Raw genomic sequence first — 19,029 nt, forward strand, 5'->3', positions numbered from 1 at the left:
AGATTGTGAAACGGTTACTATCGTCCCAACTTGGACGGAGTATAGTGGTGAATGATGTTTAACGTAGCCCTGAGGTAGCAGTATGCCGATCGCCACAAAGGTAAAACGATATCTTCAGGCCAATGGTGCTCGTTTTAAGGTGCACCGTCTCTCCTCTCCGATTCTCTCCATGTGTGCCGCGGTGACTAACCGGGGAATCGAGCCGTCTTCGGTGGCTGTTGCCCGGGTGTTCGAGCATCGTAATGGTCGTGTTTTGGTTGTCTATCCGTTGACTCATCGTATTTGTCGGAACGAAATTACAGCATTGTTGGGGGCGGATGCCAAACGCCTTGATAAACGCGCTATTGCTGCGTTGTTCGATGACTGCTCCCCCGATGCGGTACCCGCCATCGGTGCTCCTTACGGCCTTAAAGTGTTGATCGACTCCGCCCTGTTTGAGAAGAAAACCATCCACTTTCGTGGTGGCTGCCCGCAAACTCTGATCTCTTCCGATCTGGATGAATTTCGCTTTCTTAATCCGGGTGCCCTGGTCGCACGAATCAGCGAAGCCGGATGTACTGATGTCGAATGTCCGTCATCGGCAGGATTGGAAGCGGCCGTAAGCCGCAAGCTAAAATCCTTACAGCGACTACCACCGATGCCGGCGAGCGTGACGCGAATATTGCGCCTGGTAAACGATCCCGATAGTGGGGTATCCGAGCTGGCAGCCCTGGTCGAGACCGATCCCAGTCTGGTTCTTCAGGTGATGCGACACGCTCGTTCAGCATTGTTCGGTTATCGTGGCAAGGTCGATACGGTGCAGGAGGCGATTACGCGGGTGCTGGGATTTGACCTGGTCAGCAATATCGCACTGGGACTTGCTGCGTGCCAGTCATTGCAGATGCCCACCGATGGACCCTTGTCCCTTGCTCGTTATTGGCGCCATTCTCTTTATAGTGCCGAACTCGCAAGACGTTTGGCGCTAAAAGCAGATCCCGCGCTGGGAATTGTTCCGGCGACCGTGTACCTGGGTGGAATGCTGCATCAGTTTGGTCTGGTACTGATGGCGCACCTGTTTCCCCCCGAGTACAGCCTACTTTGCCGATTGGTTGAGCGCGAACCCGAGCGGCCCGTATTTGAACTCGAAAAACGGGTAATGGGGTTCGGTCAGGCCCGGGATATACTGGGATTGGGGTACGGGCGCATTGGCGGCTGGTTACTCGACGAATGGGACATGCCCGGCGAAGTAGTGGGCTGTGCTATGTACCATACGCAGGAGGGATTTCATTATAAGCAGCAACCTTATGTAGCATTGATGCAGTTGGTGAACTATCTGCTGACTCGTAATCAAGTTGAGTACGCGACTTTGGATCAGTTAGACCCCAAGGTCTGCGACCTACTGGGGTTGTCACTGGAATCTGCCCAGGCGGAGTTCGAGCTTTTGTTCGAAACCCGAGAGGCCATTGAGCAGCTTTCTTCTGCCATGGTCGCAAGATAGTCCGATTGTACTGCCTATCCGTGGCAGGTGGCCGCGTAGGCCAAAGTCGTATTAATTCCTCACCGCGAACTTGGGATAATCCGCGTCTCCAGGCGGCTTGTGCTGCCGGACGGACCTGAGTATGCTTGTGGGCCCCTTTTGGGGCGCCAAACGCCCCTCCATCGGCGCATGTGTACGGCTCCTGATTAAGGGCCAAAGGGGCAAATTTTATTTAAGATAGTGGTGAAGGAGTTTTTGCATGCGAGTTATTCTGTTGGGTGCCCCGGGCGCCGGAAAGGGTACACAGGCTCAATTTATTACCGAAAAGTTTGAGGTGCCGCAAATTTCGACCGGAGATATGCTGCGCGCTGCCGTTAAAGCCGAGAGCCCATTGGGGCTGAAGGTTAAAGAGGTTATGGCATCGGGTGGACTGGTCTCTGATGACATTATCATTGACTTGATCAAAGAGCGCATCCAACAGCCCGATTGCGCAAAAGGATTCCTGTTTGATGGTTTTCCCCGCACGATTCCCCAGGCCGAAGCGCTGAGGGAATCCGGCGTCGCGATCGACTTTGTGGTCGAGATCGCAGTAGAGGACAGCGAGATCATCAAACGTATGAGCGGCCGCCGTATGCACGAGTCCAGTGGCAGGGTGTATCACGTTGTCTACAACCCACCCAAAGAGGAGGGCAAGGACGACCTGACCGGCGAAGCACTGATCCAGCGTGAAGATGACAAAGAGGAGACCGTGCGCAAGCGTTTGCAGGTGTATCACAGTCAAACGGCTCCCCTGATCGATTTTTATCAGGGCCTTAAAAGTGCCGATGCACCCCGCTATGTGCGCATTGAAGGCGTAGGCTCTGTCGACGATATTACGAAATCGTTATTCTCTGCCCTAACGTAGAGATTTTTAGCGTTTAAAAAAGCCGGGAGTTATTCCCGGCTTTTTTTTTGCACCTATTTTGTTGTGCTCAGTATTGACCATGGAACGGTAGATATGATTTTTGGGTATACGGCTTTATTGGTGCAAAAAAGTGACTGCAAAGCGCCCTGTGAAGGCTATGCTAACAAGCACTCGGTGATGAATTTGGTAGGTAGCGTCAGACCGATATTATGATCCGTTGATGAGCGGATAGTTTTGACTGCTGAGTCTCTGTGTGTAGTGGCGTGCAAATAAAACGCGCGACCCCTATTAGTATTTTTTGACAAAAAAGGCGAGAAAAATAAAAAAGTAGACGATTCGTTAGGGATATTTTTCACATTGCGATTGAAAAGAACATTTTGCCTATTGACCGTACAATTTTTGTGCTATGTTTTAGCTGGTTCGTTCCACAAATTTTTCAGTTGTTCCAGGAGATCGCGAAATGGCCAGAGGTAGAAAACCCGCCGTAGCAAAAACAACGGCTGCCAAAAAAACGGTAGCGAAAAAAACAACCCGCAAAGTATCAGCCAAGCCGGTAGTGCCTGCCTTTTTAACCAAGGCTCAAGACGCTCTCGCAAAAGTTGAAAAAAATGTAGTCGCGGTTCAGAAACAACTCGACGCAGCACAAAAAAAGGCGACATCGGCCAAGGCCAAATACAGTAAAACGGCCACAGCCGCTAACAAGCGAGCCGCAGGTTCTGCTGCAACGGCCGCGAAGCGTCTCGTTGTAAAGCTCCAGACTGAAAAGGACAAGGTTCGCGCCGCAAAAACAGCGTTGGCAACAGCCGCAGTAAAGGCTTCTATGTTAGCCGCAGAAGATGCTCTAAAAGCTCGTGCAGAATCGTTTAAGAGTAGCCTGGAAGCCAAGGCAGAAAATGATCTGGCTAAAGCTACCAAAGCGTTTGAAAGTAAGTGGAAGCAGGCTCGAGTCAAGTTACATGATGCCAAGATAAAAGCTCATGCAGAGAAGCAGGCAGCGAAACTGAAGCAGGCTGCTAAGAAGGCTGCTGCCAAGTTAAAAGCGATCGAAAAGGCGGAAGCTAGCCGGTTGATGGCGCTGGAGAAGAAAGCTGCAGCAAAAGCAAAAGTCGCAGCCAAAAAGGTAGCGGCGAAAGCGAAAGCGGCAGAAAAGAAAGCTGCAGCGAAGGCTAAGGCGGCAGAAAAGAAAGCTGCAGCGAAGGCTAAGGCGGCAGAAAAGAAAGCTGCTGCGAAGGCTAAGATAGCAGCCAAAAAATTGGCAGCGAAGGCTAAGGTAGCCGCTCGTAAGAAGCCTGCTGCCAAGAAAGCGGCGGCCAAAAAGCCAGCGGCCAAAAAGCCAGCGGCCAAAAAGCCTGCTGCTAAAAAGGCAGTAGTCAAAAAAACTGCTGCAAAGAAAGCTCCGGCAAAGAAAGCGGTAGCAAAAAAGGCACCGGCAAAGAAAGCGGTTGCCAAGAAAGCTGCGGTAAATAAAACAGTAACCAAGAAAGCTACACCAAGTGCGCCTGCGGCTCCCGCTAAATCGGAGTAAGCTTAGGCCGTTAGCCCTCTGGGGTTAATCTTGGTTTTGTTTAAGGGCCCCCTTTTCAGGGGGCCTTTTTTGTTGTCGCCCGCGAGTGTTGCTATAATCGCGGCCCTTTTGTTGATGTTGCGGCCACCTTATGAGCACCTTGCTAGCGTTTGATACAGCCACGGAAGCCTGCTCTGTGGCCCTTGACCTCAATGGTGATATCTCCTCCGAATGGGCGTTGATCCCACGTCAGCACAGTGAGCAGATTCTACCAATGATTGACCGTTTGCTAGCCAGTGCCGGGATCACACTGTCTCAGGTGGATGCTATCGCATTTGGCCGTGGCCCTGGGGCGTTTACAGGGGTTCGTATCGCGACAGCGATTGTACAGGGGCTCGCATTTGCTGCTGATAAACCGGTGGTCCCCGTTTCTACATTGGCCGCGCTGGCACAACAAGCCGTACGTCGTCATCGGGCGCAAAAGATTCTCGCTGCTATTGATGCACGTATGGATGAGGTCTACTGGGCTGGATACGAAGTGGTTGACGATGCGCTTGTTGAGGTTGTCACCGAGCAGGTCTGTGCCCCCGAATTGGTTCAGCTGCCAGCGTGTCGCGATGGTTGGGTAGGCGTTGGCACGGGGTGGGGGTTTAGTGATCGCATCGCCCTGCTGCCGGATCGGGTTGAGGTCGATGTTTACCCTCATGCTGAGGATATTGTACGACTTGCGCAACCGTCTTTTTGTCGGGGAGAGGCGGTAGAGGCCTCTTTGGCATTACCCGTTTACCTGCGTAATCAAGTGGCAAAAAAGCGTCATGAGCGATGAAGTTAGCAGCTGTTTTTTCTCATGCCGTAACCCCGGTACGGCAATTTGCAGCGCGAATGCACTAACCAATATTAGAGCGTAATTATGGACATTTTTCAGGTTATCGTACTTGCGTTTATCCAGGGGGTCAGTGAATTTCTTCCCATATCCAGCTCGGCTCATCTGATTCTACCTTCACAGATTTTTGCCTGGCCGGATCAAGGGCTTGCTTTCGATGTGGCGGTACATCTTGGGTCTCTTGCAGCCGTTGTCATCTATTTCCGCCAGGATCTATGGGGATTGACTCGTGGCTGTCAAAAAGCAATTGTTGCGCGTCAATTTAATCAGGAGTTACGACTTGGATTGATGTTGGTGCTGGCGACAGTGCCAGCGGTTCTCTTTGGTTTGGCAGTGAGTATCAGCGGTTTCGATGAGGCGATGCGTTCGATTGCGGTGATCGCAACGACTACCTTGCTGTTCGGGTTACTGCTGGGTGTGGCGGAGCGCTTTATTCGCGGCAAACCGATGGATGCGATCGGTTGGCGTCAGGCGTTGTTGATAGGGTTAGCACAGGCGCTGGCTATTATCCCCGGGACGTCTCGTTCCGGTATCACCATCACGGCGGCGATGCTGCTCGGTTTTTCCCGTGATGTTGCGGCACGATTTTCATTTCTGTTGTCGATACCGATCATCATTGCCGCCGGTTCGCTGAAAACTCGCGACCTGATCATGCAGGCCGAGCCTGTGCAGTGGTCGGTCTTGTTCGTTGGAGTACTGTTGTCTGGCGTCAGCGCCTGGCTGTGCATTCGCTGGTTTCTTGCCGTGATTAATCGAATTGGTATGTTGCCGTTCGTTATCTATCGAATCGTGCTGGCGGCGGTGCTGTTTGCACTCTACTTCAGCTGAGCACCCAGCATGAGGTCGGCACTGGCAAGGGTTAATCCCGACACGGTTTCTACGGTTCCCAGCTGGCGAATACTGTCGTAAGTGTTGATCGCCTGGTTGGTATTTTGGTAGCTGAGATTGATGCGGGCTATTCCTGCCTCGTCCAGCGATTGCTGCTGTAGTTGGTGATCCGCACCCAGCGACAACAGGGATAGGCGATGGAACTGCTCGTCCATGGCGTCGAGATAGCCGTCGCCATTGCTATCGAGTTTCGCCGCCTGCTCGAAACCGTTGCTGGCCCCATGTTGGTCACCAAACAGCTCCCGCCCCCCATCGATGATCCCATTTTGGTTCCTATCCATGGCAAGAAAGGCGTCATCTCCTGTCACAAAGCTGGTCAGCTCTTTGCTTCCGTCGCCATTGATATCAAACCAGATGCCCTGGCTCACCGAAGTGGTCGCAAAACCGTCGCCCCCAAGGTCGATCGCCAGGGGATCGTTTACCTCAACCTCCTGACTGCTGGCTTGCAGTTGCAGACGTTGGCTAGCCACTACAGCGGTTGTGTGGGTTTCGATTTGAGCGCGAACACCCTCCGTTGCTTGTTGCACGGCGCTCAAGGTATCGGTAGTGGTTTGGCTGGACTGGTCAATAACAGGGGAGGCGTCGATACGTATGCCAAAGGTTTGCGCCAGTATCTGATAGCGCAGCGAGGCGCGAGCATCCATGGCCAGAGATTCAGGCGCAGCTGCATTTGTCGGGGAGTTTACGGGGGCTATTTCCACGAGCATGGACCCAATGATTAATCTTAATGAGGTTTATCGGCGTGGATGGGATAAAATTGAGCTTTCCTTTAGCTCAATTGTTGATAGGCACCCCATAGTGTTGTATCTAGTTGTTATAGCGCAGAATCCTGAGCTGGAAGCGCAGGCTCGGGCGCGTGCCGATGAGCTCGCGCTGCCCTTTTCCGGGAAGTCTCCCATAGACCTCTCCTCCTCCTCTGCGGCGTTGATGTTGGGCGCTGATGGTTGGAGTTTACAGCAGGGCGGAAAAGGCGCTCCAGGGCCCGTGCGGGTGGATTTCGCCGGCGGTGCCGTGGACCATCGACGTCGCTTTGGCGGCGGTAAGGGACAATCCATTGTTCGCGCCCTGGGGCTAAAAGGCAGTTATCGCCCCAGTGTGTTGGATGCGACCGCCGGGCTCGGACGAGATAGTTTTGTGTTCGCGACCCAGGGGTGTGAGGTGACGTTGTTGGAACGTTCGGCGGTGGTTTTCACCCTGTTGTGGGACGGTTTGGAGCGGGGGAAGCGGCAGGCGGAAACTGCTGAGATACTCCAACGCATGCGGTTGCATCGGGAGAGTGCGCTGGATTTTCTGCACAGGGCGGGCAGGGAGCAACGTTTTTGGGATGTGGTTTACCTGGACCCCATGTTCCCCCACCGCACGAAATCGGCCCAGGTGAAAAAGGAGATGCGCGTATTTCGTGATCTGTTAGGGGATGACCTGGATGCCGACGCGCTACTGCCGCTTGCCTGGGAGGTTGCTCGCTACCGGGTTGTGGTCAAGCGCCCGCGCCACGCGCCCTGGTTGGGCGATAGAAAGCCTGACTACAGCCTGGAAGGTAAGTCGGGGCGTTTTGATCTTTACGTTCGAGCGGCGCTCCCCGCCACTACTGATTGCCTTGCGTCACCTGAGTAACACTGTGGCGCACATCGGCGGTTAGCAGTCGTCTCGCATTTCTAGTCATCTCCAGCAGCTGTTCGCTACTGCAAAGGGTTCCATCATCTTGGAGCAGGATCACACCGCGCTGTTGCAGGGTATTGATAAAGTTTCGAAACAACGCCTTATCGAAGAATTCGGGGGCGTTGAGGCCATTGATGATCGAAATGCGCTGTGCCAGATCGCGACATCGATTTTCCAGTTTTTCAGCGCTCACCGGATGATGGAGGCTGCTGCTCAACAAGCTGGCGACGATATAGAAGCGCTCCAGCGTCTGGGCAATAGCTTTTCCTAGCAGGCTCAAAACCACAAAGGCCGTCGAGCTGCTATCGGGTCGCCGGTAGCTATCGGCCTCTGCGATCAGAAGCCCCTGTTCCACCATCGCCTCTAGCCAGCGTTGAATGAGTTGTGGCACCTGCTCCTCATCATAGTGGAGGAATAGTTCAGAGCTGAGGTAGGGATAGATCTGGCGGCTAAAGGCGATCAGCTCCTCCCGGGACACCTCGTGGGCGTTAATGAAATAGTTGGCCAGTAGTGACGGGATGGCGAAAAGGTGCAATATATTATTGCGGTAGTAGGTCATCAGTACGGCGTTGTTGCCTTCGAGGAAAATAATGTCACCCAGTGAATCACTACGGCGCGCAATAAGGCCGAGCTTTTCAACGTATTGAATCAGTTCCCGGGCTTGCATCTGCGGATGCGTAACATGGGGTGCGTAGGGTACCTGATCGAGTAACTTTAGGTAGCTATCCAGTTGAGTTTGCAGCACCTCTTCCCCCAGCGCTTGATTGCGGGTGGAAAGCAGAACCATAGCGATCAGGTTAACCGGGTTAATCGCGGCGGCGCCGTTGATATGGCTGGCAAGCCGTGTTGCCAGATTATTGGTTAGCGGCGAAAACCAGGGTGGTGGCGCTGAGCGCGGGTCGTGGTCAGCATCGCGCCAATCGACCTGCTGGCTATCGAGAAAGGGTTTTAGCTCCAGAGGGGCGCCGAAAGTCACGCGTACCTTGCCGAAAGAGCTGCGCAGCCCACGCAATGTGCGGATAATATCGAGAGGTGATTCCTTTTTCTTGGTTTTACCCCGTAGTTCTCCGAGGTAGGTGTTGCCTTCCAGTACCCGCTCATAACCCACATAGACAGGAATAAAGGTGATAGGTCGCCGATGATCCCGCAGGAAACTACGCAGGGTAATGGCTAACATGCCTGTGCGCGGTTTCAAGGTTCGCCCCGTCCGGCTACGACCGCCTTCAATGAAATATTCCACCGGAAAACCGCGGGTGCAGAGTGTATGCAAGTACTCGTTAAATACAGCGCTGTATAGTGCATTGTCACGAAAGCTGCGGCGCATAAAGAATGCTCCGCAGCGGCGCAACAGGCCACCAATAACAGGCATGTTCAGGTTAATGCCTGCCGCTATATGAGGTGGTGTGAGGCCGTTGTTGTAGAGCAGGTAGGACACCAGTAGGTAGTCCATATGGCTACGGTGGCAGGGGACATAGATGAGGGTGTGCTGACGGCGGGCGTAGTCTTTGACCTGATCCAGGTTCTGGATATCGATACCCTGGTAAATTTTGTTCCAGAACCAACTTAACACCGTTTGCAAAAATCGAATGGCGGAGATGGTGTAGTCGGAAGCGATCTCGTTGGCGTACATGCGGGCGCGCCCTTCGATCTGGTGGGGCTTAAGTCCACTTTCTTTGACCTCTTGCTCGATCGCTTGCTGCACAGCAGGAGTCTTTACCAGGCCGCTGACCAATGTACGGCGGTGGGAGAGATCCGGGCCGACCACCGAGGTACGCTGTTGACGAAAGTGAACCCTGAGTACACGGTTCGCTTTGCGCATAGTGCGTGCCGGGTCTAATCCTTCGTCGACCAGTTCGCGCAGAGAAAGCGGGTCGTTGAAGTGGACCATGGTTTGGCGACCCAGTAGCAGGGTGCTGACAAATTTCCTGAAGCGACCACCCACGCTGTAGTTGTAGGCAAACAGCAGCTTAAGCAGTGATTCCTCTTTGTCGGGAGCCCGCCCCCAGAAGAAGCTGACGGGCACCAGCTGCACATCACGATCCTCATCGTCGGCTACCCATTGCAGCAACCGTTCAAGGCGGTGCGCCGACAGCATGCGGTCCCGTTGCAGAATTAATCCCTTGGCCTGGGAGAGGTAAAAATAGGCACGAGGCTCGTCGACATCGGCTGGTGACATTGGGCGATAGGGCCTGGGAAGTCCGGCCTTGATGCACTGTTTCTCCAGCACTAGCAGATCGCTCAGGGAGCGCTGTGCGAGCACGTAACAGACCGGCCGCTGGTGGTCCAGGTCTTTGAGATTATCGAGGCCATCCAGAGTCGGTCGAACCCAAAGGTTTTGCACGGTTCTTAGTAGGTTAAAGAGGGCACTGGAGGTGAAAAGTTTGTTCATGGGAGGCTGTCGGGGCAGGGGGCAATGGATTCGGGGCGCATTATACGTCCTTTGCAACTGGCAAAGGTTGACCTAGCCTTCAGCTTGGGTCCACTCAACGGTTTGTTCTCCTTGATCCGAGACCTCCATCCAGCTATCAACCGCGTCACTGCCGTCCTCCCAGAATCCGCCGTTACAGCGAACGGGGCGGGCCAGCTGCTGATAGGCTGCCCGTGCGCAGCTGAGGTCATCGTTCCAGGGGGTGGCGCTGGAGTCGAACCAGACACTGGTGAACTGTTTGCCAGCAGCCTTCTCCACCACCATGACCGGAATGCCCTGTCCGTCGTGAAATGCCTGAAACTGATAGCTGTTACCTTTGTGCTGGCCCTCTTCGATCGAGTCGAAGCTGGCATCTAGCCATTGTCGAATTGCGTTGAGGCTGGTGCCCTTGATATAGATTTCGATGTCGGGTTGCAGCATAGATTTAGTCGCCAAAAAAGAGTGTCAGGAAACGTCCCGCGCATAAACGCAGGTAGCCGCTCAGAGTAACCAGAACGCCAGAACCGGCAATAATCATTCCCAGTGTTGCAAACAGTTCCCGGGAAACGGATGGGGCAAGTCGGTGCTCGGCGTAAAGTATAGCCCCCACGCCGACAGAAAACAGAAATACTCCCGCAACGAATATTTGGAAGCTCTGTTGGGGGTTGCGCGCAATCCGGATGAGCCAGGCCCGTAGCTTCTGTTTATTCATTGCTTGAATGGCTTTTTTTCCAGGGGTTCAGGGAGGCTTGGGCAGGAGTTTTTTTACGGAATAACTCCAGCCTGAAATCTGCTCGGGTCGTGAGTGTTTGTAGCAAACCCAGGCGCTCCCGCTGGTCTGGCCTGATATGCCAGTAGTGAGGTGTCATCGCGAGCAGGTCCTGGATCTGTTGCTGGTTCTCGAGGGTAAATTGGAATTCACAGCTCTGTGTCAGGACGCAGTCGAATGCTTCGGGCATCTGCTTGAGCACCTTTTCCTCTTCGTGCAGGCGGACCTCGGTATAGATCGCCTGACGTAACTCCAGTAGGTGATGGCTGCCGGGCGTCACCGCCAGTAGCAGGCCTTCATCGGCCAATATGCGTTGGAATTGTGGCCAGTCAATGCGAGAGAAAATACTGAGTATAAATTCAATGCTGCGGTTGCCCAGTGGGATATTGGCAACCGAGGCGACAGCCCAGTGCACCGCTTTACTGCGACGACAACAGGTACTCACAGCGGACTTGGAGATGTCGAAAGCGAATCCCTTCATAGCCGGGAACTCTTGCTGCAAGGCGGCGGTATACCAACCCTCGCCACAGCCCGCATCAAGCCAGTTGCCACGGGTTGGTGTGGTTTGAGATCCAAGCACTGATAAAACCGCTTGCCGCAATGGCTGGTAGTGTCCGGTATCGAGAAATCGACTTCGGGCTAACACCATTTCTGGACTATCGCCGGGCTGCTTACTCTGCTTACGGTTACTGGGTAGCAAGTTGACATAGCCCTGACGGGCCCGGTCAAAGCTGTGGTTATTGGCGCAGCGCCAGCTGTTGCTTTCCAGGGTCAGAGGTTGTTCGCAGTGGGGGCAGTGCCAGGCGGAGGTCTCTGCTGCGGAGGCGTCAGTAGAGAGCATTATCTGGCCTCCGTCATTAGCCGGCGAAGAATGGTTTGGTAAACCTGGCTAAGCAGGTCCAGGTCGCTCGCCTTAACGCACTCGTTCACTTTGTGGATGGTGGCATTACAGGGGCCCAGTTCGATCACCTGGGCACCGGTGGGCGCGATAAAACGGCCATCGGAAGTCCCTCCGGATGTGGACAGCTGGGTGTCGGTGCCGGTCTCCTCGAGAATGGCCGCTACCGTAGCGTCGACCAACTGACCCTGGTCTGTCAGAAAGGGTTCGCCGAACAGGCGCCATTCGATCTCGTATTCCAGTCCATGCTTGGTTAGCAAGGCTTCCACCCGCTGTTTGAGTTGTGTAGCAGAGGTTTCGGTAGAAAAGCGGAAATTGAACATGACGTGGGCTTCACCTGGAATCACGTTGGTGGCACCGGTTCCGCTCTGGATGTTTGATATCTGGAAGCTGGTGGGGGGGAAGAACTCATTGCCCGGGTCCCACTCGGTTGCAGCCAGCTCATCGAGAAACGGCAGGCTCTGGTGAATCGGGTTACGGGCCAGTTGCGGATAGGCAACATGTCCCTGTATACCCTTGATCCAAAGATCCGCACCGAGGGATCCGCGGCGGCCGTTTTTTACGACATCGCCCAGGGTCGCTGTACTGGAGGGTTCGCCGACAAGGCACCAGTCAATCTGCTCGCCGCGTTGTTGCAGGGCTTCGACGACTTTGCGTGTGCCGTTGATAGCTGGCCCCTCTTCGTCTGCGGTAATCAACAGGGCGATGGAGCCGTTGTGATCGGGGTGCAGTTGCACAAAGCGTTCGCAGGCGGTGGTAAATGCCGCCAGACTGCCTTTCATATCCGCTGCGCCGCGTCCATATAGCATGCCGTCGTGAATTTCGGGCTGGAACGGGTTGGTGTGCCAGTGCTCCAGCGACCCGGTAGGGACAACATCGGTGTGCCCGGCGAACGCAAACAGCGGGCCTTCGGTTCCCCGGCGGAGCCAGATGTTCTCCACCTCGCCGAAGCGCATCCGCTCTACCCGGAAGCCGAGAGGCTCCAGGCGCGAAATCATCATCTGTTGGCAGTCGGCATCCTCGGGGGTAACGGAGGGACGGCGAATCAGATCCATGGCAAACTCTAGGGTGGGGGATAACTCGGACATGCTTGAATTCTGCGTTGTGGCGGGAGGAGAGGCATTCTAACAAAGTGGGTCACATTATACAGGGTATTGCCACAGATCATTGTTGTTGTGGTAAGGTTGGCTCATAGGGAAAAATGGCAGCTGCTGGTAGGGACTATGGGTGCTAAGAATCAGGATGATGAGATCACCAATCGACGAATGAAGGAACGCCTTCCGATACCGGATCTCAGTATCCGGGTTCGACAACGTTCGATTTTTGCCATCGCGTCCGACTGGCGCGCGGCTGCTGGTGTCGATTTTAATCGCTACGGTGTGGCATTGCAGTGCAATGCGCCTTACAAAAAAGGCAACCGGATCTACCTCTCCTTTCGTGGGCCCTATATCTCACTGGATAACGTCGCCGCTCAGGTTGTGAGCTGTGTGCGCAGCGATGACGGCTTTCGAATCGGTGCGGTGTTTCTTTATTGGCAGGATGAGGAGCAGTACGACGTCAATATTGATAATAGCCTGTCGCGTATCGAGCGCATCTACCACGACCAGCACTATTGTATGGCCAGCGCCTGATCCGTGGACTGCCTGCGACTGAACAGTGCTTCTAGTTTGATCTCTTGTTGCGATACTCGCACAGATCTTCGATAGGACAGGCAGTGCACTGGGGAGTGCGCGCTTTACAAACATAGCGGCCGTGCAGAATTAGCCAGTGGTGGGCGTCGAGCAGGAACTCCTCGGGCACCAGGCGCAGTAGCCGCTTTTCGACCTCCAGAACATTTTTTCCCGGTGCGATTCCGGTGCGATTAGATACCCTGAAAATATGGGTATCGACGGCCATTGCGAGCTGTCGAAATGCAGTGTTGAGAACCACGTTTGCGGTTTTTCTGCCGACACCGGGCAGTGCCTCCAGGGCTTCGCGGGAGTCTGGCACTTCGCTATTGTGTTGTTCGAGCAGAATCCTGCAGGTTTTGATCAGGTTTTCAGCCTTACTGTTAAATAGCCCGATTGTCTTGATGTACTCCTTCAGTCCCTCGACCCCTAGTGCAAGAATCGCTTGCGGGGTGTTGGCCACGGGGAACAGTCTTGCGGTGGCTTTATTGACCCCGACATCAGTGGCCTGGGCCGACAGCAATACGGCGACCAGTAATTCGAACGATGAGCTGTAATTGAGCTCGGTTTTAGGCGCAGGGTTGAGGTCGCGCCAGCGCCTGAAAATTTGCTCGCGTTTGGCTCGATTCATGGCGTACCGGGGGCTTCTTCAGCACGGGTTTCATCTGCCAGGCGTAGCGCCTGACGAGATTTTATGCGGCTGTCGATAAGGTTTTTGAGCGCGATAATAAACCCCATGATGACGAACGCCCCCGGTGGTAAAATCGCGAAAAGAAACTTCTGGTAATCGGCGAAAACGACCAGTTCCCAACCTGCAGCGCCAGGCCCCAGTAGTAGTTCCATACCGGAAAAAAGGGTCCCCTTGCCAATCAGTTCACGCAAGGCACCCAGCAGCAGTAACACCAGGGCAAAACCGGTACCCATCATTAATCCATCGAGTGCAGAGGGGAGCACCGGGTTTTTAGCGGCGTAGGCCTCTGCACGTCCGAGGATGGCGCAGTTAGTGACTATCAGGGGGATGAATATCCCCAAAATCTGGTACAGCTCGTAGGTGAACGCCTGCATGAGGAGTTCAACGCAGGTAGTGAGTGAGGCGATAATCATCACAAATGCCGGTAAGCGAATGGCTTCGCTGGTCCGTGAGCGAATAAGGGATACGGCGATATTGGAGCCTGTCATGACGAAAATGGTGGCAATACCCAGTCCTAGCGCATTCACCACCGAGTTAGAGACTCCCAGTAACGGGCACAGGCCCAATAGCTGAACCAGTGCCGGATTGTTATCCCACAGGCCGTTGAGGCTGATCTTTCGGTAGTCGGCGGAGTTCGGCATCAGTTGGCCTTGTGTTGAGTGTGCGCTTGCAGTTGCCGGGTGCCTTCGGCAAAGAGTGCTGTGCGGTGTTCGCGGAAATAGAGCAGGCATCGCTCTACGGCGGCGACAATAGCCCTGGGTGTGATTGTAGCACCCGTGAATTGGTCAAACTGGCCCCCATCTTTTTTCACTGCCCAGTTGGTGGAAGAGGTGTTGTCCAGGGATAATCCCTTAAACTGATGGATCCAGTTTGACACCTTGGTGTCAATGCCATCGCCCAAGCCGGGAGTCTCGCGGTGGGTGATCACCCGCACCGCTGCCAGTTCGCCATTGCTTCGGATTCCAACCAGCAGGCTGATGCGGCCATTGTAGCCGTCCGGGGCCCAGGCCGGAATGATGGCGGCAACCGGTTGTGATTGTTTGAATGCGATATAGGCCTTGTGTCCCGAGTCGAGCCCCAGAAGAGGGAGATCATCGACAATGACCTGGGTTTCCAGCAGGTCGTTGTCATGCTCGCTGGGAGGCAAAATCTCGTTAAGGGCTTTCACCTCGAATGCACGCACCTGCTCTGCAATACGCTCCTGGGTCACCACATAGGTGAGGGCGATCAAGCCAACCGTAAAGATCGAGAAGAGGCCGAGCGATACGCTGTTTCTGGTAATCGATTGTTTGAGCGTGGTCATCGCGGTCAGTCCGGTTTGGCAAGCCCTTTATTGGGCTTCTTGTGGCCGTAGGTGCGCGGCTGGGTGTAGTAATCGATGGTGGGAGCCGCCATGTTCATCAACAGTATTGCGAAGGCGACGCCATCGGGATAGCCCCCCCAGCTGCGAATGACATACACCAAAATGCCAATCATTGCGCCGTATATCAGCTTGCCCCGGGTGCTGACAGCGCTGGTCACGGGGTCGGTGGCAATAAAAAAAGCCCCCATCATGGTAGCGCCGCTGAGTAGGTGGAAAGCGGTTGAGCCCTTACTGGAGGAGTCGTCCCCTGCGTAAAATAGCAGGCTCATGACAGAGAGTGAGAGCAGCATGGCGACCGGCGTGTGCCAGGTAAAAACGCGCTGGTTGAGCAAGAACAGCCCGCCGGCAAAAAAAGCAACGTTGACCCAGATCCAGCCCTGTCCGCCGACACCCCAGAGTACCGGATGACGCTGCCAAAGCTCATCAATGGTTAGGCTCTTGTTTTCCCGCATTAGCTCCAGGGGAGTTGCCAGGGTATAGGCGTCGATCGAGAGCGGCTCGCCAAGGAAAGGGAAAATAGTATGCAGAGCCGCAGAAAATCCTTCAACGCCGGATACGCCCTCCAGCCCCGCCGGCGCTGCCCAGGCGCTCATCTGCGCGGGAAATGAGACCAGCAGCAACACATACCCCAGCATGGCGGGGTTGAAGGGGTTATAGCCCATCCCCCCATAGAGGTGCTTACCGATCACAATCGCGAAGGCTACCCCGATAAGGGTAAGCCACCAGGGGGCGAGAGGGGGTAGGGCCAGGGCGATTAAGATGGCGGTCAGCAGGGCACTGTTGTCGCTGAGGTAAAAAGCGAGGGGGCGTTTTCGCAACAGCAAGACTGCTGCCTCGCATCCAATAGCAACCAGGCCTGCCCAGACGAGATTGATGAGCGTTCCCCAACCAAAGAAAAAACTAAGGGTGAATACAGCGGGCAGTGTCGCCAGAATGACCAACCGCATTAGCCGCGCTGTGGATCCTGGACCGTAGGTATGGGGTGAGCTCATTCGCAACAGCGCCATCGGTGTTAATCTCCGCTTGTATCAGTAGTGGCGTTTTGGAGCGCGAGGATAGCCTGCTGTTGCTCCAGTTCGGCAGCGCGTAGCGCTTGCACAAGCTCCGGGTCATCGCTGTTGGGGTTGCTGGCCAGTGCACACTGCGCTTTTTTGAAGGCTGCTTTTGCCATCGCCTGACGAATTTTCAGGCGCTTGAGTGCTGCGTCATTGTCGATAGGAGAGAGTGGTGGATTGGCTGCCGCTTCGCTATGGGCCACTGCTGTGGCATCAAGCCCTGCATTGAGCTTCTGTTCTGCGCTTTCCAGCGCGGCCTGCAACTGCTTAACCTCTTCTGCCAACCCCTGCTGGTCAGCAGTTTGATTCTGCGCTGCATCGGCGTAGGCTCGTTCGGCTTTCTTCAGGGCTGCGCGCGCCATCGCGGCTTCAATCTTAAGTTTCTTGGCGGCATCACTAAGTGGTTTGCGGGCAGGAGAGGATGCCGTGGATGTGGCAGGTGCTGATGCCACCGGTAGTGCTTTTTCCTGCGCCGCCAAGGCTGCCCGCAGCTGGGCGAGTTCTGCGCTTAAGGTTTCGGTAGGCTCGCCGTTTTGCTCGCTTTTGGCCAGCGCGCGCTCCGCCTTTTTGACCGCTGAGCGCGCCATTGCAAGCTTGATTTTTGCGGCTTTGTCGTCTTCGGCGGGCACTGCGGGTGAGGGTGCCGTGGGCGACTGCAGTGCGTTTAGCTGTGCTTCAAGTTGAGCGATACTCGCCTGAATCTTTTGTTGGTTTGCTGCGTCGGTGTTGTCCAGTTGCCGGCTTAGCTTCTTGATCTCGGCGCTGACTTTTGCGCGTTGAATCTTCAGCGTCTTGGCATCGGTATCGCTGTTGGCTGGCTGAGCTGGCTGGTTTGCTTCCGCCTTGGCGGCTTTCATCCGCGCGGCGCGCTCTGCATTGGCTTTGCGCTTGGCAGCCTTCTCCTCTTCGAGTCTTTGCAGCCGAGCCTCCCGCGCCTCGAAACGCATTTTCGAGTATTCGGCTTTTTGCTGCATCGCTTCATGGGCGCGAATGTCAGCTTTGGACGCGCGGTAGTATTGCACCAGGGGAATGTGGCTTGGGCAGCTATAGGAGCACGCGCCACATTCGATACAATCGAATAGATTGTGGTGACGAAGCTGGCTGTAATCCTTGGCGCGGGCATGCCAGTAGAGCTGCTGGGGTAATAGGTTTACCGGGCAGGCTTCTGCGCAGGCTCCACAACGAATGCAGGCTTGTGCCGGCGGTGGCGCTGGCAGCTCGTTGGCGCTGGCAGCGATAACGCAGTTGACGGTTTTGGTAATGGGGACATTGGGGTGTTGCAAGCTGAACCCCATCATCGGGCCGCCGATAATAAGCCGGTTTAACTGGTTTGGTTCGAGTGCTGCGTAGGCGAGCAGATGATCAACCGGCGTCCCAATCAATACCTCAAGGTTGCCAGGGTTCTGCAATGCTTCTCCGGTCAGGGTGGTGATACGCGAGATCAGGGGGCGACCTTCGATCACCGCATTTTGAATCGCCACCGCAGTGCCGGCATTTTGGCACACAATGCCCAAATCAGCGGGCAGCTCTCCGCTGGGGACTTCGCGCCCGGTCAAGAGCTGGATCAGTTGTTTCTCACCACCGGAGGGATATTTGGTGGGTAGCACCGCGACCTCATAGGGGCGGCCGCGTTCCGAAATCTGTTGGCGAAGCGCGATAATCGCTTCTGGCTTGTTCTCCTCAACGGCGATCAGGACCTCTTCGGGCTTGATAATGGCGCAGAGTATATCGATGCCGTTTACCAGTTTGTCGCTGTGTTCGCGCATTAAAAGATCGTCGGCGGTGATATAGGGCTCGCACTCGGTGCCGTTTATAATCAGGGTGCGAATATCCTGCTCGGTCCGTGCGCTCAGTTTAACGGCCGAGGGAAAACCTGCACCACCGAGGCCTGCGATACCCGCCTCGCGAATACGTGAAAGCAGCTCACTGGAATCCAGTTGATGAAAGTCGTCGCAGGGGTTGAGTTCACACCAGCGCTCTTCGCCGTCGGTATCGATGATGATCGATAGTTCGCTCATAGCCGAGGGGTGAGGAACGGGGTGGGATTCTATTGCGACCACGGTGCCCGAACTGGGGGCGTGCAGGGGCACGCTGACAAAGCCCTTGGCCTCGGCAATTTTTTGCCCTTTTAATACCTTGTCACCCACACCAACCAGTGCCATAGCAGCCGCACCGATATGCTGCTGCAATGGCAGGACGAGTTGGGGGGGTAGCGGGGCGCGTCGGATCGGCGCCTGGTTAGAGAGAGACTTTCTTTGCGGCGGGTGTACTCCGCCGGGAATATCCCATAGGCGACGGCTCATGCGGCGCTCCCCCGACCCGTATCCGTAATAATGAGTCGCTCTGCGGGTGTGGGTAGCTCCCAGCTCCAGTTCTTGATGGTGGTTTCGATGGTCACCATATCGATGCAGTCGACCGGGCAGGGTTCGACGCAGAGTTCGCAGCCGGTGCACTCCGAGGCGATAACCGTGTGCATTAATTTGGCCGCGCCGAGAATTGCATCCACGGGGCAGGCCTGTATGCACTTGGTGCAGCCGATGCACTCATCCTCACGAATAACCGCCAATGTTCTGGCTTTCTCTTCACCATGCTCAGTATCCAGCGGTATGGGTTCGAGATCGAGCAGATCTGCCAGCGAAGCGATAGTGGCTTCGCCGCCGGGGGGGCACTTATTGATCTGTTCGCCCCCGGCGATCGCTTCGGCATAGGGCCGGCAGCCAGCATATCCGCATTGCCCACACTGGGTTTGGGGAAGCAGTTCGTTAATGCGATCGGACAGCGGGTCACCCTCCACCTTGAATCGCACCGCCGCAAATCCAAGCACCGCGCCGAACACTAACGACAGGGTCAACATGGCGAGGATCGAGTAGAGGAGAATGTCCATA

At 55.1% G+C, this 19,029-nt stretch carries 19 protein-coding genes; 7 read left to right on the plus strand and 12 right to left on the minus strand.

Translation table 11 applies throughout. The features are described 5' to 3' along the window. Positions 1–82: 82 nt before the first annotated feature. From ACP3PW_RS13775 to ACP3PW_RS13795, 5 genes are all read left to right on the plus strand, one after another. Positions 83–1,477 (plus strand): HDOD domain-containing protein, encoded by a 1,395-nt coding sequence (locus ACP3PW_RS13775; RefSeq protein ID WP_426417306.1) that lies wholly within the window; start codon positions 83–85, stop codon positions 1,475–1,477. Between the two features lie 238 nt (positions 1,478–1,715). Continuing rightward, positions 1,716–2,360, plus strand: a complete 645-nt coding sequence (gene adk, locus ACP3PW_RS13780) for an adenylate kinase (RefSeq protein WP_426417307.1) — start codon at positions 1,716–1,718, stop codon at positions 2,358–2,360. A 460-nt stretch (positions 2,361–2,820) separates the two neighbouring features. Then, complete coding sequence (locus ACP3PW_RS13785; protein ID WP_426417308.1) at positions 2,821–3,885, plus strand: hypothetical protein; 1,065 nt, start codon at positions 2,821–2,823, stop codon at positions 3,883–3,885. A 130-nt stretch (positions 3,886–4,015) separates the two neighbouring features. Next, positions 4,016–4,690, plus strand: coding sequence for a tRNA (adenosine(37)-N6)-threonylcarbamoyltransferase complex dimerization subunit type 1 TsaB (gene tsaB, locus ACP3PW_RS13790; RefSeq protein WP_426417309.1), 675 nt, complete (start codon positions 4,016–4,018; stop codon positions 4,688–4,690). 84 nt (positions 4,691–4,774) lie between these two features. Beyond that, positions 4,775–5,575, plus strand: a complete 801-nt coding sequence (locus tag ACP3PW_RS13795) for an undecaprenyl-diphosphate phosphatase (RefSeq protein WP_426417310.1) — start codon at positions 4,775–4,777, stop codon at positions 5,573–5,575. Here the strand turns inward: ACP3PW_RS13795 and ACP3PW_RS13800 are convergent. Continuing rightward, the gene (locus tag ACP3PW_RS13800) at positions 5,563–6,279 is read right to left on the minus strand and encodes a hypothetical protein (protein WP_426417311.1); all 717 of its coding nucleotides are present in this window, start codon (positions 6,277–6,279) and stop codon (positions 5,563–5,565) included. The two genes, ACP3PW_RS13795 and ACP3PW_RS13800, sit on opposite strands and share 13 nt — an antisense overlap. Here ACP3PW_RS13800 and ACP3PW_RS13805 point away from each other — a divergent pair. After that, entirely contained in the window at positions 6,278–7,249 is a 972-nt protein-coding gene (locus ACP3PW_RS13805; RefSeq protein ID WP_426417312.1) for a class I SAM-dependent methyltransferase, read from the plus strand. The two genes, ACP3PW_RS13800 and ACP3PW_RS13805, sit on opposite strands and share 2 nt — an antisense overlap. On the opposite strand, the gene plsB is transcribed toward ACP3PW_RS13805, so the two are convergent. The 5 genes from plsB to dapE form a co-directional block, all read right to left on the minus strand. Continuing rightward, positions 7,221–9,683, minus strand: a complete 2,463-nt coding sequence (gene plsB / locus ACP3PW_RS13810) for a glycerol-3-phosphate 1-O-acyltransferase PlsB (RefSeq protein WP_426417313.1) — start codon at positions 9,681–9,683, stop codon at positions 7,221–7,223. The two genes, ACP3PW_RS13805 and plsB, sit on opposite strands and share 29 nt — an antisense overlap. A gap of 72 nt (positions 9,684–9,755) precedes the next feature. Then, positions 9,756–10,142 carry a hypothetical protein gene (locus ACP3PW_RS13815; RefSeq protein WP_426417314.1) on the minus strand — a complete coding sequence of 129 codons (387 nt, stop codon included), beginning with the start codon at positions 10,140–10,142 and terminating at the stop codon, positions 9,756–9,758. Positions 10,143–10,146: 4 nt separating this feature from the next. Beyond that, positions 10,147–10,413, minus strand: coding sequence for a hypothetical protein (locus ACP3PW_RS13820; protein ID WP_426417315.1), 267 nt, complete (start codon positions 10,411–10,413; stop codon positions 10,147–10,149). Then, positions 10,406–11,311: a putative RNA methyltransferase gene (locus ACP3PW_RS13825; protein WP_426417316.1), complete on the minus strand. Its 906-nt coding sequence runs from the start codon at positions 11,309–11,311 to the stop codon at positions 10,406–10,408. Before ACP3PW_RS13825 ends, ACP3PW_RS13820 begins: the two co-directional genes overlap by 8 nt. Beyond that, on the minus strand, positions 11,311–12,456 hold the full coding sequence (gene dapE / locus ACP3PW_RS13830) for a succinyl-diaminopimelate desuccinylase (protein ID WP_426417317.1): 1,146 nt from the start codon (positions 12,454–12,456) through the stop codon (positions 11,311–11,313). The genes ACP3PW_RS13825 and dapE overlap by 1 nt, the downstream gene beginning before the upstream one ends. A gap of 135 nt (positions 12,457–12,591) precedes the next feature. Between dapE and ACP3PW_RS13835 the strand changes: the two genes are divergently transcribed. Further along, entirely contained in the window at positions 12,592–12,999 is a 408-nt protein-coding gene (locus ACP3PW_RS13835) for a hypothetical protein (RefSeq protein ID WP_426417318.1), read from the plus strand. A gap of 31 nt (positions 13,000–13,030) precedes the next feature. Here ACP3PW_RS13835 and nth read toward each other — a convergent pair whose 3' ends face one another. The 6 genes from nth to rsxB are packed head-to-tail and all read right to left on the minus strand — an operon-like array spanning position 13,031 to position 19,028. Further along, positions 13,031–13,666 carry an endonuclease III gene (gene nth, locus ACP3PW_RS13840; RefSeq protein WP_426417319.1) on the minus strand — a complete coding sequence of 212 codons (636 nt, stop codon included), beginning with the start codon at positions 13,664–13,666 and terminating at the stop codon, positions 13,031–13,033. Continuing rightward, a complete protein-coding gene (locus ACP3PW_RS13845; RefSeq protein WP_426417320.1) occupies positions 13,663–14,367 on the minus strand; it encodes an electron transport complex subunit E in 705 nt (234 codons plus the stop codon). Before ACP3PW_RS13845 ends, nth begins: the two co-directional genes overlap by 4 nt. Further along, on the minus strand, positions 14,367–15,029 hold the full coding sequence (rsxG, locus tag ACP3PW_RS13850) for an electron transport complex subunit RsxG (protein ID WP_426417321.1): 663 nt from the start codon (positions 15,027–15,029) through the stop codon (positions 14,367–14,369). The genes ACP3PW_RS13845 and rsxG overlap by 1 nt, the downstream gene beginning before the upstream one ends. A 5-nt stretch (positions 15,030–15,034) precedes the next feature. Further along, a complete protein-coding gene (gene rsxD / locus ACP3PW_RS13855; protein WP_426417322.1) occupies positions 15,035–16,096 on the minus strand; it encodes an electron transport complex subunit RsxD in 1,062 nt (353 codons plus the stop codon). Between the two features lie 5 nt (positions 16,097–16,101). Beyond that, positions 16,102–18,447 carry an electron transport complex subunit RsxC gene (gene rsxC, locus ACP3PW_RS13860; protein ID WP_426417323.1) on the minus strand — a complete coding sequence of 782 codons (2,346 nt, stop codon included), beginning with the start codon at positions 18,445–18,447 and terminating at the stop codon, positions 16,102–16,104. Then, a complete protein-coding gene (gene rsxB / locus ACP3PW_RS13865) occupies positions 18,444–19,028 on the minus strand; it encodes an electron transport complex subunit RsxB (protein WP_426417324.1) in 585 nt (194 codons plus the stop codon). Before rsxB ends, rsxC begins: the two co-directional genes overlap by 4 nt. Position 19,029: the final 1 nt, after the last annotated feature.

It is taken from the genome of Aestuariirhabdus sp. LZHN29, from assembly GCF_049985285.1.
Classification (GTDB): domain Bacteria; phylum Pseudomonadota; class Gammaproteobacteria; order Pseudomonadales; family Aestuariirhabdaceae; genus Aestuariirhabdus.